General features: G+C 41.0%; 11 protein-coding genes and 1 pseudogene. 8 read left to right on the top strand and 4 right to left on the bottom strand.

Going from position 1 to position 15,229, the window contains the following annotated elements:
- Positions 1–19: 19 nt before the first annotated feature.
- The 4 genes from EU510_RS18150 to EU510_RS18135 all read left to right on the top strand — a co-directional run bounded on the left by EU510_RS18150 (position 20) and on the right by EU510_RS18135 (position 6,780).
- Positions 20–865, top strand: coding sequence for a DUF4198 domain-containing protein (locus EU510_RS18150; RefSeq protein ID WP_008136072.1), 846 nt, complete (start codon positions 20–22; stop codon positions 863–865).
- A 272-nt stretch (positions 866–1,137) separates the two neighbouring features.
- Positions 1,138–3,669 carry a TonB-dependent receptor plug domain-containing protein gene (locus EU510_RS18145; protein WP_149594618.1) on the top strand — a complete coding sequence of 844 codons (2,532 nt, stop codon included), beginning with the start codon at positions 1,138–1,140 and terminating at the stop codon, positions 3,667–3,669.
- Between the two features lie 206 nt (positions 3,670–3,875).
- Positions 3,876–4,769 carry a DUF4097 domain-containing protein gene (locus EU510_RS18140; RefSeq protein WP_149594617.1) on the top strand — a complete coding sequence of 298 codons (894 nt, stop codon included), beginning with the start codon at positions 3,876–3,878 and terminating at the stop codon, positions 4,767–4,769.
- Positions 4,770–4,890: 121 nt separating this feature from the next.
- Positions 4,891–6,780 (top strand): monovalent cation:proton antiporter-2 (CPA2) family protein, encoded by a 1,890-nt coding sequence (locus EU510_RS18135; RefSeq protein WP_149594616.1) that lies wholly within the window; start codon positions 4,891–4,893, stop codon positions 6,778–6,780.
- A 129-nt stretch (positions 6,781–6,909) separates the two neighbouring features.
- Here EU510_RS18135 and EU510_RS18130 read toward each other — a convergent pair whose 3' ends face one another.
- From EU510_RS18130 to EU510_RS18115, 4 genes are all read right to left on the bottom strand, one after another.
- Positions 6,910–7,968 carry a hypothetical protein gene (locus tag EU510_RS18130; protein ID WP_149594615.1) on the bottom strand — a complete coding sequence of 353 codons (1,059 nt, stop codon included), beginning with the start codon at positions 7,966–7,968 and terminating at the stop codon, positions 6,910–6,912.
- Positions 7,969–8,260: 292 nt separating this feature from the next.
- A complete protein-coding gene (locus EU510_RS18125; RefSeq protein WP_149594614.1) occupies positions 8,261–8,974 on the bottom strand; it encodes a hypothetical protein in 714 nt (237 codons plus the stop codon).
- Positions 8,975–9,113: 139 nt separating this feature from the next.
- Positions 9,114–10,904, bottom strand: coding sequence for an alkaline phosphatase (locus EU510_RS18120; RefSeq protein WP_149594613.1), 1,791 nt, complete (start codon positions 10,902–10,904; stop codon positions 9,114–9,116).
- A gap of 11 nt (positions 10,905–10,915) precedes the next feature.
- Positions 10,916–12,505, bottom strand: a complete 1,590-nt coding sequence (locus tag EU510_RS18115) for an alkaline phosphatase (protein ID WP_149594612.1) — start codon at positions 12,503–12,505, stop codon at positions 10,916–10,918.
- Between the two features lie 570 nt (positions 12,506–13,075).
- Here EU510_RS18115 and EU510_RS18110 point away from each other — a divergent pair.
- From EU510_RS18110 to EU510_RS18095, 4 genes and pseudogenes are all read left to right on the top strand, one after another.
- Positions 13,076–13,825: a GntR family transcriptional regulator gene (locus tag EU510_RS18110; protein ID WP_149594611.1), complete on the top strand. Its 750-nt coding sequence runs from the start codon at positions 13,076–13,078 to the stop codon at positions 13,823–13,825.
- Between the two features lie 241 nt (positions 13,826–14,066).
- A pseudogene (locus EU510_RS18105) lies at positions 14,067–14,183 on the top strand (putative sulfate exporter family transporter); the annotation flags it as partial.
- Between the two features lie 425 nt (positions 14,184–14,608).
- Complete coding sequence (locus tag EU510_RS18100; protein WP_024595869.1) at positions 14,609–14,818, top strand: cold-shock protein; 210 nt, start codon at positions 14,609–14,611, stop codon at positions 14,816–14,818.
- Positions 14,819–15,004: 186 nt separating this feature from the next.
- Positions 15,005–15,214, top strand: coding sequence for a cold-shock protein (locus EU510_RS18095; protein ID WP_007580429.1), 210 nt, complete (start codon positions 15,005–15,007; stop codon positions 15,212–15,214).
- Positions 15,215–15,229: the final 15 nt, after the last annotated feature.

Here is a 15,229-nt window from a genome sequence, read left to right as displayed (position 1 = left end):
TTGAATTTAAGGAAATACAATGAAAATTAATCTATTAAAAACGGCATTAATCGGCGCATTGAGCTTATCTGCTTTAGTGTCAACTTCAGCAAGTGCACACGGACGTTGGTTACTACCTTCGCATACATCTTTATCAGGCGATAAAGCTCATTACGTAATGATTGACGCGAGTATCTCTAACGAAATATTTGCACCAGACAAAGCCTTTAAACCAAAAGAAAAAGGCGCCGAGTACGACGACACATTATTAATGGCGCTTGCGCCTAATGGTGAGCCAGTAAGCGACACTATTCGTGCTTATTACTTAAAACGTAAAAGCTCAGCTGCCGTAAGCTTAACAGAGCAAGGCACTTATCACATTGCAATGACCCAAAAGCCAATGTACATGACCTTCTACAAAAATGAAGAAGGTAAGCGCAAGCGCGTATTTGGTAAAAAAACAGACGCAAAATTACCAAGCAATGCAAAAGATGTAACTACAACGAAGGTTGTTTCAACAGTTGATACATTTGTAAGCCGAAATGGCACCTCAAAGCCTGCACAGTTAGGTTTAGGCTTAGAGCTTAGCGGTCCAACGCATCCAAACGATTTATTTGTAGGTGAGCAGGCACGTTTTCAATTACTACAAGATGGTAAATCTGCTGGTGAAGGCGTTGAAGTAAGTATTTTAAAAGGCGACACACGCTACCGTAACGAGCGTGGCGAAGTAAAAGTAACGACCGATAAAGACGGTATGTTTACAATTACGTGGAAAGAGCCAGGCCTATACCTAATCGAAACCTCTAACAAGGTTACCGTAAATGAAGAAGGCGTAGATGCAGGACGTTATGCATTATTTACAACGCTTGAAGTTGCTCCTGAATAATTTAAATTACTAAATTTAAAAAATTGAAAGGCCAAGCATTTGCTTGGCCTTTTTACGTCTTACTAACTTTTATCTAAAATCCCCTTGAATTCGCAACCATTCGACACAAGATTGCAACTACAACGATCCAAACGTCTATATCACGCGTAAATAGTGGCTTCACTTGTTAACAACTTAGAATATCTTAGATAGTTTTTATCTTTGCACTAGGGTAGTCGCTTCTATATGATGCGCTCCTTTTCGAATTACTAGCAGTTCTTGGGGAACAATTAATGACTTTTAAGCGTTTATCTGCAAATAAACTAGCACTTAGCTTGGCCGTTACCACTGCACTTAGCACTCCTTACTCTATGGCCGTTGCCGCAGAGCAAGATAATCAAGCAGAAAAGAATATCGAAGTAATTTCGGTTACCGGTACTCGCAGAAGCCTACGCAGTATTGCCGAAAGCTCAGTACCCGTAGACATTATTACCAGCGGTGATATGCAAAGTACGGGTCAGCTAGAAATAAGCCAAATACTAGCAAACCAAGTACCTAGCTTTAACTACCCAAGTGCCACTATGGGTGATGGTACTGACCATGCAAAACCAGCTGTTTTACGTGGATTAGCACCCGATCACACATTAGTACTTATAAACGGTAAGCGCCGCCACGCTGGTGCGCTATTAAACTTAGCGGGCGTTGTTGGCCGAGGCTCTACAGCTGTTGATTTGAACATGATTCCAACCTCTGCAATTAAACGTGTTGAAGTACTACGTGATGGTGCAGCCGCACAGTACGGCTCTGATGCAATTGCTGGGGTAATTAACATTGTACTTAAAGATGCCTCAGAAGGCGGTAGCGTTAGCGTAACGTACGGTAAATACGACACTCAAATGGCTGGTGTATCTCAGCTAGACAGCACCTATGCAGACGCAAACGGCGACTTAGCCTTTAATACCGGTGGCGACCGCGAAGTAAACGACGGTGCAACACGCACTGTTAGTGCAAACTCTGGTTTTGCGTTATCTGATAACGGCTTTGTAAACGTATCTATTGAGTACCGTGATAACGACTCAACTCAGCGCTCAGGTTTTGACCCTCGCGAACAATACAGTCGCCTTGATGATGGCAGCCTAGACCCACGTGAATTTACTATCGATCGTTACAACCACCGTTTTGGTAAAGCCGACCTTGAAGATTACGCATTGTTTTACAACATGGGTTACGATTTAGATAACGGCTTAAACCTTTATTCATTTGGTAGCTACTCAAAGCGTGAAGGTAATTCAGGTGGTTTTTACCGCCGTGCAAAAGACAGCCGTAACGTTTTAGAAGTGTACCCAGATGGCTTTTTACCGCAAATTGAAACAGACGTACAAGACTACTCATTTGCACTGGGCTTAAAAGGCGAAACTAACGATTGGACATGGGATGTAAGTACCAACTACGGCCGTAACGACTTTGGTTTCGGTGTTGTAAATAGTATTAACACATCACTAGGTGCCGACAGCCCAACCGAATTTGACAACGGCGCACTGGTTTACGATCAGTTTTTAGTAAACGCAACGGCCAACACCACACTCGATTTAGGCTTACCTGATGACGTATTTTTTACCGTAGGTACTGAATACCGCCACGAAAGCTACAAAATTGAAGAAGGCGAAGAAGCGTCTTACATCACCGCACTTGATAGCGACGGTAACCCAATTGCAGCCGGTGGCGCGCAAGTACTTGCTGGTTTTGGACCAGAAAGTGCGACTGACGAAAGCCGTCATAACATAGCTTTATTTGTTGAGTTTGATACCTACTTAACAGAAAAATGGAACGTAGTTTTAGCGGGTCGTTATGAAGATTACAGTGACTTTGGTGACACATTTACTTCTAAGCTTGCTTCGCGTTACAGCATTACTGAAAACCTATCGCTGCGCGGTGCAATTAGCACAGGTTTCCGTGCGCCATCTTTAGCGCAAAGCTCGTACCGCCAAATCTCTACTGTACTTGAGAACAACCAACCATTTGAAGTTGGTCTATTCCCAACTGATTCTGCAGCAGCGCAAGCGCTAGGTGCACAGCCGTTAGATGCTGAAGAGTCAGTAAACGTTACTGCGGGCTTTATGTACACTCAAGGCAGCTTTAGCTTAACTGTTGATGCGTACCGTATTGATATTGATGACCGTATTGTATTGTCTGAAAACTTAGAGGGCGATGCAGTTGTTGAAATACTACAAAATGCCGGTGAGCTAAATACCGAAAGCGTACGTTACTTTACCAACGCTATCGACTCACGCACACAAGGTGTTGATATTGTTGCTACTTATAACTTAGATTTAGACAACTTAGGTGATTTACGCCTAAACGTAGCCGCTAACTTTAACGATACCGAAGTAACACACGTAAACGACAACCCAAGCGAGCTAAACTCACTAGGTGACGACTACGTTGTATTTGCCCGTCGTGAAGTAGGCCGCTTTGAAGAAGGCACGCCAGATAGCAAATGGAATCTATCAGCAGTGTGGAACTTTAACGAATGGCAAACAACGCTTCGTGCCACACGTTATGGTGAAGTCGCTGATATATCAACCACAGCCGATCGCGATGAATACCTAGACCCTAAATGGATCACCGACCTAGAAGTGGCATACCGTCCAGACGAATATTGGAAATTTGCCGTTGGTGCAAACAACTTATTCGATCAATACCCACAAGCAACCGTGGATAACATTGGTTACTCTGACTTTGGTCAAATATTCCCGTACACACCGTATGCACCTTACGGATTAGACGGACGCTTTTTATACGGTAACATTACTTACAGCTTTTAATTAGTTCCCTAATAAAAGCTGAGCAATTATAAAAGGATGCATCGCGCATCCTTTTTTATTAATAGTTAGTTATTTTAACCACTTATTAGTATTTCAACTTTCATAAAAAACCACCACCCTATATAAAACAACAGCTTACATTTCGGCCTCATTTTTGCTCTATATTGTTTATATAAATACAAACAATAAATACCAAAGGACTAAACATGAGCTCATCAACTGTATCTAACATTACAAAACCACTTTCGCTTATTGGCGGCATTTTATTATTAAGTGGCTGTGTATTTCATATATCGCCAAGCGTTGCCTCAGTAAAGCAAACTCAACAGCTATCACTGCCAAGCAATAATCTTGAATATTTAAATGTGTTAAGCGGCGCAGGTAGCCTTGAAATAAAAGGCTCAAAAACAGCCACCAGCATTAGTGTTAACGCCACCATTTACACAGCCGACATTGAAGACAAATACGAGCTAACGCTCGAGCAAGACGGTAAACAGGCAAAACTTGTTGCCCAAAATAAAAGCCGTAATGGTATTAACTTTTACAATGGTCAGTCTCCACATATTGATTTAGTGGTTACTGTGCCAAGTAATCTAAATTTAGATATTGATGATGGCTCTGGCGACATTTTAATAAGTGCTATGCAAAGCAATATTGATGTAAAAGACGGCTCAGGAGATTTAACTATAAGCGGTGCTAAAAACCTAACCATTGACGATGGATCAGGTGAAGTAAACCTTGAAAACATCGCGGGTAATTTAGAATTAACCGACGGCTCTGGCAGTATTCACATTAACAACGTAAGCGGCAATGCAACTATTGACGATGGTTCTGGCGAAATGCACGTGAGCAACATAACCGGTTCGCTAAACGTTGAAGATGGATCGGGTGATATAGTAATAAGCCATATTAGCGGTGCAGTTAATGTTGATGATAACTCTGGCGACCTGCTTATTGAGCATATTGGTTCAAGCGTAACAATTGAAGACGGTTCGGGTGATATTCGCGTTAACCATGCAAAAGGGCTGACTATTACTGAGTCGGGCTCGGGCGATGTAAGTATCGATAATATTAGCGGTTCAGTAAAAGTAGCTGACTAACAGTATGAGCTAAAAATAACGTATTTTCAGCCACATGAATTATTGTATTTTATAAAAACCTAAGTCATTCTATTTATGCTCAAATACCTTGAGCATAAATAGAATGACTTAGGATAAACGCGTGTTAGAAATTGCTTTAATTTACTTAGCAGCAGCCATTGTAGCTGTGCCTATTGCAAAACGAGTCGGACTTGGCTCAGTGTTAGGTTATTTAATTGCCGGCATACTCATTGGCCCTTATGCGCTGGGTGTTGTGGGCGATCAAACCGATGTAATGCACTTCGCTGAATTTGGCGTAGTAATGATGCTGTTTTTAGTTGGTCTTGAACTACAACCTTCGCGTTTATGGACATTACGCCACTCTATTTTAGGGCTTGGTGGCTTACAGGTTGTGCTATCGGCAGCGGCTATTTTTGCATTTTGTTATTGGTTTTTTGCCATGCATTGGCAAACCGCACTCGCCATTGGTTTAATGCTCGCGCTCTCCTCTACCGCTATTGTACTGCAAAGCCTTGAAGAAAAAGGCTGGCTAAAGCAAGAAGCCGGACAAAACGCATTTTCGGTATTGCTGTTTCAAGACATCGCAATCATTCCTATTTTAGCCCTATTGCCACTGCTTGCATTTGCCCCGCAAACTAGCACAAAAGAAATCAGCGATTCGATTATTGCAAGCTGGCCTGTATGGCAACAAGTATGTGTATCGGTCGCGGTTATTGCCGCTATTATTGCCGGCGGTAAATATGTATCGGCCCCGTTATTTAGATACATTGCCCAAACACACATGCGTGAAATATTTACTATTTTTGCACTCTTTTTAGTGGTCGCTATTGCACTGGTTATGCAAAGTATTGGTTTATCGCCTGCGCTGGGGACTTTTTTAGCAGGCGTTGTACTTGCCGAGAGCGAATTTAGACACGAATTAGAAGCCGATATAGAACCCTTTAAAGGCTTACTGTTAGGATTGTTTTTTATAACTGTTGGCGCATCAATTAACTTTGAACTGCTATTTAACGAGTTTAGTACTGTTATTGGCTTAGTGGTTTTACTTATTGTAGTTAAAGCCTGCATTTTATTTGCCCTTGCCGTTACCTTTAAAATTAACAGTAAACAGCAGTTATTATTTGCCCTAGCCCTTGCCCAAGGGGGTGAGTTTGCCTTTGTACTGCTAAGCGTAACCACCACCTTAAGTATTTTAACGCCCGAGCAAACCAGCCTTGTTACCTTAGTTGTCGCAGTATCAATGCTAATAGCGCCGTTATTACTTATGGTTTATGAGCAAATACAAAAACGCAGCAGCAGTGCTCTGCCTGAGTTTGATAAGCCAGAGCAAATTAGCACCGCTAAGCACGTAATTATCGCGGGCTACGGACGTTTTGGCCAAATTATGGGGCGTTTACTGCACGCGCAAGGCTACGAAATTACCGTACTTGATCACAGCCCTAGCCAAATAGAATTACTACGCCGTTTTGGCAATACCGTATTTTATGGCGATGCCGCACGCCAAGAACTTCTTGAAGCCGCAGGCGCGCACACCGCGCAAATGCTGGTAATTGCAATTGATAACCCCGATAAAACTATTGAGATAATTAAGCTCGCGCATAAAAACTACCCGCAGTTAAAAATTGTTGCTCGCGCAATCGACCGCCGCCATGCGTATCAGTTACTTAATTTAAAAGTAGATGCGTTTAACCGCGAAACAGTCGACTCTGCTATTAACCTTGCCGTAGAAGCACTCGAGTTACTAGGTAACACTAAACAAGATGCAGAACGTGCTGGTAAGCTATTTAGAGACCACGACCGCGCTGCAGTATTGCAACTTGCAGAGCTGTGGGGAGACGACGCCAGCTACGGCGTAGCCGTGCGCCAACGTATGGAAGATTTAAAACAAGTGCTGCAACAAGATAAACAAGCACAAAGTGATTTAAATACCTGTGACAGCGGCGACTGCGAAGACGGCTTAACAGAAGTAGCGAGTAAACCTAAAAAGCCTGATGATGCTCATCTTGAGTAGCGTCAGGCGGTTGGGTTTTTGCTATTAGCGAAAAGTTAATAGCACATCGTTAATTGGGCTAAAATAGTGGGTTAAATATGAAATAAAGCGTAACGTAACATTTGCTTCGTTTAGTACATTATTAGCCATTTATGCAAAGTTCAGCTTCTTAACCTTTTTAAACAAGAAATTACAGGCCCATAAATAAGGAAATATTGTTGAAAATAAAACAAAGTATTCAAATGCACTAAACCATAAGTTTGACCAGTCAACATTAACTCCGACGAGTAAATTTAAAGTCACTAAAGGCAGTAGTACACCAAACACCATATTAAACATAATCAGGGTAATAACCTTGAGCGTTGTTTCTTTCACTCTAAAAGTTTCATTGTAAGTATTGAAACTAGAAATTGAAGAAGAAAGCAATGGAATTACTTCCCTTTCAACAACATGAGCTTTTTCAAAGTAACTGGCAAATACTTCTTGAAAATCGCTAACTCTATCTACATGAGGTAAATGAAACTGTTTCCAAATCCGCTCTTGTTCACTTTTAGGCATTTGCTGTTGCATATTAAGTACTTGCTCTTCAAACATTTCTGTTTGTTCTTTCAATTGTTTCTGACGAGTAAACTCTATACCTCGGCTCGCTAGTGTCATAAGAGAGCGATTACTCGTACTCCAAGTCCAATTCAAATATCCGACGATTCTTTGCATTTCCTGAATGCGGTTAGTATCAAACTTCTTAGAACACAACTGGGTTACATTATCTGTCTGCCCCACAATGTGGACAACGTTGTTATTCCAAAATGGGTAGGTCGTGAAGATTGTTGTAAAAAGAGAAAAAAGATCATTGCAAGCTGCAATTACTTCTTCTGGATTAGGTTCTCTTTGATAAGGGCTAGGTGGTACTCCATACTTTTCTTCATAGTCTAGGTATGAATACAACATTACCGCCCTACGTAAGGCTTCCTTTCCTCTATTATCCCAGTTTAAAGTTCCATCTTGGTTCAAAAAAACATTGTTACCATTGAACATCATTGAATTGGGTATACTAACGGACATACTGTGATGTAAAGCTTCATCTAGCTTTTCTTTCGCATCATTCACTTTTTGATACGCATAAATAGCGAAAGCTGAAAAGAAAGCTGCAATAACACCAATAACAGTTACATGTAATGCGGGAAGAGCTTCTAATATTGGCGAACTCAATTCGATCCCTCCAGTTTAAAATCCAACAATGACGACTAATAAATCTATTAGAGGACATTTACTTATTTTCACTAAAACATCCCTATAGTGTGAACTTCTATTAATAACAAATAGTGTAAGTTATTACCAACTATAAATATTATGCGTCTGATGGTGTGCGTTTTTATAAAAATGGAAAAGTGTTTGTAGTATTACTTGGGTGGGAATGGCTTAATTAATCTACTTTTTGAATACCAGCTTGTAACTCATAGCCGCCTTTCATTTTTAGCTATGAGCTACATGACTAAAAAACCTAGTGGTGGTGTCCTCCTTGAATAGCCTCGCCCTGCTGGTTGTAAAAACCTGTTGCGCTGTGCTCAATAAAACCTAGGTTTATCATTTTAGCTAAAAACGGGTCACCTTCGTTATCGCCAATGTCGGCGTAATCGGTGGTTTGAAAGCGATCCCACTGTGCAAATTGAGCACTAATTAATGGCTCATCATTGCTTACATTATTAAGGCTAAGTAAGGTAGTTGTTTGGCTTTTTTTATTACTAATACTAAATGTTTTAACTAATTTTGAATGCGTAAAAAAGGCGAGGTTAAAGTCGTTGCCATTTTCTCTCAGTGTATAGTTTTTTACTTCACCGCAGCCTTTGCCTTGTGTGCTTACTAAGGTCATTTTTTTTATTAGGTGGTTATCCACCAGCTGACTTTTAGCACTCCAATTTTGCACGCCGCGTACTTCAGATGGTTGGTATTCAATGCCGCGTTGCTGGGCATTAAAGTAACGTATTGGTCGTATTTGATTATTGGCTAAGTGCTGCCAAAGCTCGGTTATTACTTCACTTTGATGCGCTACTTGCTGGTTGTTTCGCCAAAGGGTAAGTGACTCGCTACTTTGCTGCGCTTTATGGCTGTTGGTAATTTTATAATCGGCTTTTAAATGCTTGGCATCAATATCACATTGCGAGGCAAAGCTACTTGTACTCACAAGCGTAGCAATTATTAATAACGCTTTTTTCATTTAGCTATCTCTTATTTATATTTCAAGTTTATGGCAATAACATAACGATTATAAATGTCAGTTTAATGACAAAAACCCCGCAAAGTAGGCGGGGTTTTTTATTTAGATATATTTAACTAAATTTATAACTAGCGGGTATTTATTGCGCTAGTTTTTCGTCTGCTGTTTTTACAAAGTCAGCGGCAAAGTCCATTACATGGAATAAAAAGCTTTGCTCGTTTGTGCCTGTTACCAAGTGTGCACCTGGTCCCATTGCATAAACGCCTACGTCTTCACCGGCATGTGTTTCTGAGCCCATTGGTACCAGTGCTTCTTGATGAAAACCAGGTGTTGTTGTATCAACATCAGTTAAATCAACACGCCCTGTAACCGGTGCAAACGCGTAACCTGCATCGGCATTGGTCTCGCTACCTAGGTTTCTAAAGCCACCACCATTTGTGTAACCAACCGTTGTATAAGGCATATCGTCGGCAGCTAAGCTTGGCTCAGTAGCCCCTACTGCAACCACTTTACCTAAAATTGGGTTACCGCGTTTAGGGTAACCGGCAATGGTAAATACATGGCTGTGATCGGCTGTTACAACTATTAATGTTTCTTCTGGGTTGGTGTTTTCCATCGCCACTTTAACGGCTTTAGCAAGCTCAATAGTGTCGTTTAACGCGTTATAAGCATTACCCGCATGATGCGCGTGGTCAATTCGACCCGACTCAACCGTTAAGAAAAAACCTTGCTCGTTGTTATCAAGTACGTTTATTGCTTTTTCGGTCATTTGCGAAAGCGAAGGCTCACCTGCTACATCGTTTGCGCGGTCAGCTTCGTACTGCATGTGGGATTCGTTAAATAAGCCAAACACTTTAGTGGCGTCGTCACTTATTGCATCAAAACCGGTTTGATCCATTACGTACGTGCCATTTGGATATTGCGTTTTCCACTCTGCAGTTAAGTCGCGGTTATCTGTTCGATCCCCTTCAACAGCGCTTACTGCATCGGCTGAATTAAACGCGGCATCTTTTGGTAGAAAGTGACGACGACCGCCGCCCATTACTACGTCAATACCGTCTACATCAACACCACTAAAGCGTGCTTCTAGGTTGGCTTCAAAGTTAACCAGTTGCGATGCAATGTCTTCACACGTTGCGGCACTTTCTGGCATATCGGAGATATCTTCCCAGTTACGCTCTGCCGATTTAGCATACGTTGCAGCTGGTGTTGCGTGAGTAATACGCGCTGTAGAAATAATCCCTGTTGCTTTACCTGCAATTTCAGCAAGCTCTAACGAGGTAACAAGTTCGTGCCCTTTGCCTGATGCACAATTACCACGTTCAACCGCTTCATCAATACCAATAACGCCCGCGTCGGTTTTAACGCCCGATGCCATTGCGGTCATAGTGCCTGCCGAATCTGGCGTTTGCGCATCTACGTTGTATGTTTTTACAAAGCCCGAAAAAGGCATAGTTTCAAAGCTTAACTGGTGGTCTTCACCCATTTCGCCCTCTAACTGACCCGCTAAAATACGTGCTGCGGTTATGGTAGAAATACCCATACCATCACCAACAAATAAAATAACGTTTTTAGCTTTGCCTGATTCAGTAACAATGTTGCTACTGGCTGTTTGTGCAGCACCTAATTTTGTTTGTGCTTCACTAAACCACGTATTGCTAGTGAGCGAGGCTAACTGCTCGCTTGTTAACGACGTTGCGGGTGCATTACACACTAAATTAGTTGAGTTAACTTCGTTGCTATCTAGCACGTCGTTATTATTGGTATCTGCGCCTACTTGCGTCTCTACACCGCCATTAATACACTGCTCAGAGCCCACTGCAATAGTATTATCTACTGCGATAATATTGTTTTCATTTTTGTTATCGTCACTCGAGCAACCTGCAAGCGCGACCATTACTGCCAAAGAAAGTACCGTTAATTTGTTCATGTTAGCCGCCATTATTGCTGAGTTAGTTCAAGAGCTTGATTAATTAAATGAAATACAACGTTTTGTTCAATTACGCCTTGTGCTAGCTGAGCACCAGGACCTTTTGCATGCAGTGAAATATCTTCACCCGCGTGTGTTTCTGAACCCATTGGTACGGTTGTTTCTTGGTGAAAACCAGGGGTTGTTGTATCAACGCCATTTAGTTCAACACGCCCTGCAACAGCAGCACTTGAGTAACTTGCATCAGCATCGGTCTCGTCGCCTAGGTCTCTAAAACCTAAACCATTTGCGTAACCGACTGTGGTGTACGGCATATCGTCGGCGGCTAGGCTTGGAGTAGTTGCACCTACTGCAACTACTTGACCTAAAATTGGATTACCACGCTTAGGGTAGCCTGCAATAGTAAATACATGGCTGTGATCGGCGGTTACTAAAATAAGGGTTTCTTCTGAGTTGGTGTTATCTACCGCTGCTTGCACGGCTTTAGCAAACTCAATGGTGTCGTTAAGCGCGTTGTATGCATTACCCGCATGATGCGCGTGGTCAATTCGGCCCGACTCAACCGTTAAGAAAAATCCGTTATCGTTTTTACCAAGCACTTCAATTGCTTTAGTGGTCATATCGGTAAGCGAAGGCTCGCCCGCTACATCGTTTGCGCGGTCAGCTTCGTATTGCATGTGGGATTCGTTAAATAAACCAAATACTTTAGTGGCATCATCCGCTATTGCATCAAAGCCTGTTTGATCCATCACGTACGTAGCATCTGGGTATTGTGTTTGCCACTCAGTTACTAGGTTGCGCTCGTCAGTGCGGTCGCCTTCTATAGCACTTACTGCATCTGTTGAGTTAGCTGTTTCGTCTTTTGGTAAAAAGTGACGACGACCGCCACCCATTACAAAATCAAGGCCGTCTACGTCGGTCCCTACAAATCGTGCTTCTAGGTTTTTTTCGAAGTTAACCAGTTGCGATGCAATGTCTTCACAGCCACCCGTTACGGCATCTTCTGGCATATCGGATACGTCTTCCCAGTTACGGTCAGCCGATTTAGCATATGTGGCAGCAGGGGTTGCATGAGTAATACGTGCTGTAGAAATAATACCGGTAGATAGCCCTTTAATTTCAGCCAATTCAGTTGCGGTAATTAGCTCGTTACCTGCCACTGTTGAACACACGCCGCGTTCAATATCTTCGTCTACACCAATAACGCCCACATCGGTTTTTACACCGGAAATAATAGCCGTCATCGTGCCGGCTGAGTCGGGAGTTTGAGCATCTACGTTATACGTTTTAACTTGTGCAGAGTATGGGAACTCTTCAAAGCTTAAATAACCTTCTTCACCTGGTTGGTTATTACGCTGCCCTTGCAAAATGCGCGCTGCGGTAAGAGTAGAAATACCCATGCCATCGCCCACAAATAAAATAACATTTTTAGCTTTAGAGGCTTGTGTAGCCTGCGCTTGTGCTATTTTTGTTGTTAGTTTAGTTTGCGCAGCGCTATACCAGCTGCTGTCTTTTTGGCTTTGCGGTAGTACATCAGCATGGCTCACTGCGCTAAACGTTAACGTTAGCGCGATTGCCGCAGCGACTTTTTTAATTTTCATCCGTAATTCCCATATTGTAGTGGTTATTTTTTGTTGAAGCGTAAACCTCAAATAAGTAACCGCTGCACTATAGAAAACAGATGTGACTGATAAAGGTAATTTTGATGAAAGTAAAATGACTAAACTATTACAAAAATAAGTCACAAAAAAAGCGCAACGTGTTAAACGTTGCGCTTTTAAGGGAAATTATTGAGAGAGTTATTTAAAATCTGGCGGAAATGCTATACCTAACCCAGAGCGCGTGTACATGAAACCACAACTACCTTTACCGGACACAATTTAAGCTTTAGTGTAAGTGATATCACCGGTACTACGAGTAAATTTAATCGAGTAATTGTATTTATAACACTGAAAAACCAATGGCAAATCCAGTGAAAAAACAATCCATCAAGTAATGTGCTTACTCCACCTGAGATTAAAATGAATAAGGACGATTTTTAAACATAATATGCAGTTTGCCTCAATAAAAATTACTGCGGTAGCTCACGCTTAGTCGAGAAACGCAAATATGCGTAAAAGGCTTCACCTATGATATAACTACAAGTGGATTAAATTTAATGGTAAATAACAATGAGTAACTCTATGTTTGATCACAAATTAAGTAGCCCAAGTTTGGATTTTCAACCACTCTACTTACAAGTGGCTGATAGTATAAAACAACTCATTGTTAAACGGCATTGGTTGCCCGGCGAGGCTTTACCTAGCGAATTTCGCCTTGCTGAAGAATTTAACGTAAGCCAAGGTACTGTTCGTAAAGCGCTTAATTTATTAACCGACAATAAAATAGTAACTCGTCGCCAAGGCGTTGGTACATTTGTATCAGAGCATACCTCGCAAGATGCCTTATTTAGGTTTTTTCCGCTACAAGCCGACGGCAAAAGTGACAACTCACCAAAGGCGGAACTGCTATCAGTTGAGCTTTGTGCAGCGCCAGTTGAAGTAATAGAAGCGTTACAACTCAATAAAAAAGACAAAGTTACCAAGCTTGTCCGTAGACGTATTCTCGATAACAAATTTTGCATGAGCGAAACTATATACCTACCGCAAAGCTACTTTCCTGATATACATAAAAGTAGTGATATACCGCACACTCTCTATCATTATTATCAGAGTAAATTTAACCAAACAGTACACAAAACCCAAGACAGTATTAAAGCCGTACTTGCTACAATAGATGATGCAAAAATGCTTGCTATAAAAGCTGGCGATCCACTGCTGTTAGTATCGCGCATTACCGAATCAATCGAAGGTAAACGTATTGAATACCGCCTAAGTAAATGCCGTAGCGATCACTATCATTACCAAGTTGAACTCGACTAGTTAAACGTACTTAAACTACTACTTAGCAATCCTAGCGCGTATTTTTAAAAGACAGCAAGCCTTACCTTGATACCTTTCTGCTGGCTGTCCATCCACTAATCAGCCGCTTTGCTTTAAACGCAGCATGATTCACTTATTACATAACGCATCTTCGAGATAAATTCCTATTGAAATAATTAAGTACCCTCCTTCCAGTAGGATTCTATTTATTAAACTTAGAGTAATAATATTGTGTACAAACGGAATGAAAACTAATTTAGGAAAACTTACCGAAGTAGGTATGAAACCCATTATTTTAATTGTTGCTGAAACACTTTGGATTGCATTATTAATACTTGGATTTGTAATTTGGAGCTAAAGAATTACATTATTTAGGGTATATCTCAAAAAATTTAGTAGGTAATTAGGTCATGTTTTAACCAATTAAAAGCTGTATTTTGTCTACTCTAAAATTGAGCATAAAAATAGACTTAACGCATTGATTCAACAAAGTTTACCTTTATTTTAAAAGTATAAAATATCATATTAATTATAACTAATTAGTTAAAAAACAAACAAACAAATAAAGCACTTACTCTAAAATAAATTTACAATAGGGCTTGGTATATAACTTAATTTACTGTTATCCTGCTTGCCATCGGGTTGACAGAAAACCCTATTTATTTGTAAGTACCACGTTGTTTTAGTAATAATCCTTCGCGTTATCCTCAGTTAAATGTATGTTTTCTTCCTGTTAAATTGCCTAATTTAAGGCGCACTTTTATTAATCCTTAGGATACTATTATGTCTACAACTACAACTGGTACAGTTAAATTTTTCAACGAAGCAAAAGGTTTTGGTTTCATCGAGCAAGAATCTGGTCCTGATGTTTTCGCACATTTCAGCGCAATCTCTGGCGACGGTTTCAAAACTCTAGCTGAAGGCCAACGTGTACAGTTTACTGTTACTCAAGGTCAAAAAGGTCCACAAGCTGAAAACATCGTTAGCATCTAATTGCTTTCGTTAAAATGGGTTAGCAATAACCCATTTTGAATACTAGTTTGAAAGAAGTTCTGTTTTATTTGTTAGTACCGAGTTGTTTTAGTAATAATCCCACGCGATATCCTCAAGTTAACTATTTTTTCCGGCTCAATCGCCTCTTTTCAGGCACACTTATATTAATTTTTTAGGATACATATTATGTCTAATACAACTACTGGTTCAGTAAAATGGTTTAACGAAGCAAAAGGTTTTGGTTTTATCGAACAAGAATCTGGCGCAGACGTTTTTGCACATTTTAGCGCAATCTCTGGCGACGGTTTTAAAACTTTAGCTGAAGGCCAACGTGTACAGTTTACTGTTACTCAAGGTCAAAAAGGTCCACAAGCTGAAAACATCGTCAGCATCTAATTGCTTTCGTTAAAA

Source organism: Pseudoalteromonas sp. FUC4 (assembly GCF_008370255.1).
In the GTDB taxonomy this organism is placed as follows: domain Bacteria; phylum Pseudomonadota; class Gammaproteobacteria; order Enterobacterales; family Alteromonadaceae; genus Pseudoalteromonas.
This window is presented reverse-complemented; position numbering and strand designations above follow the sequence as displayed.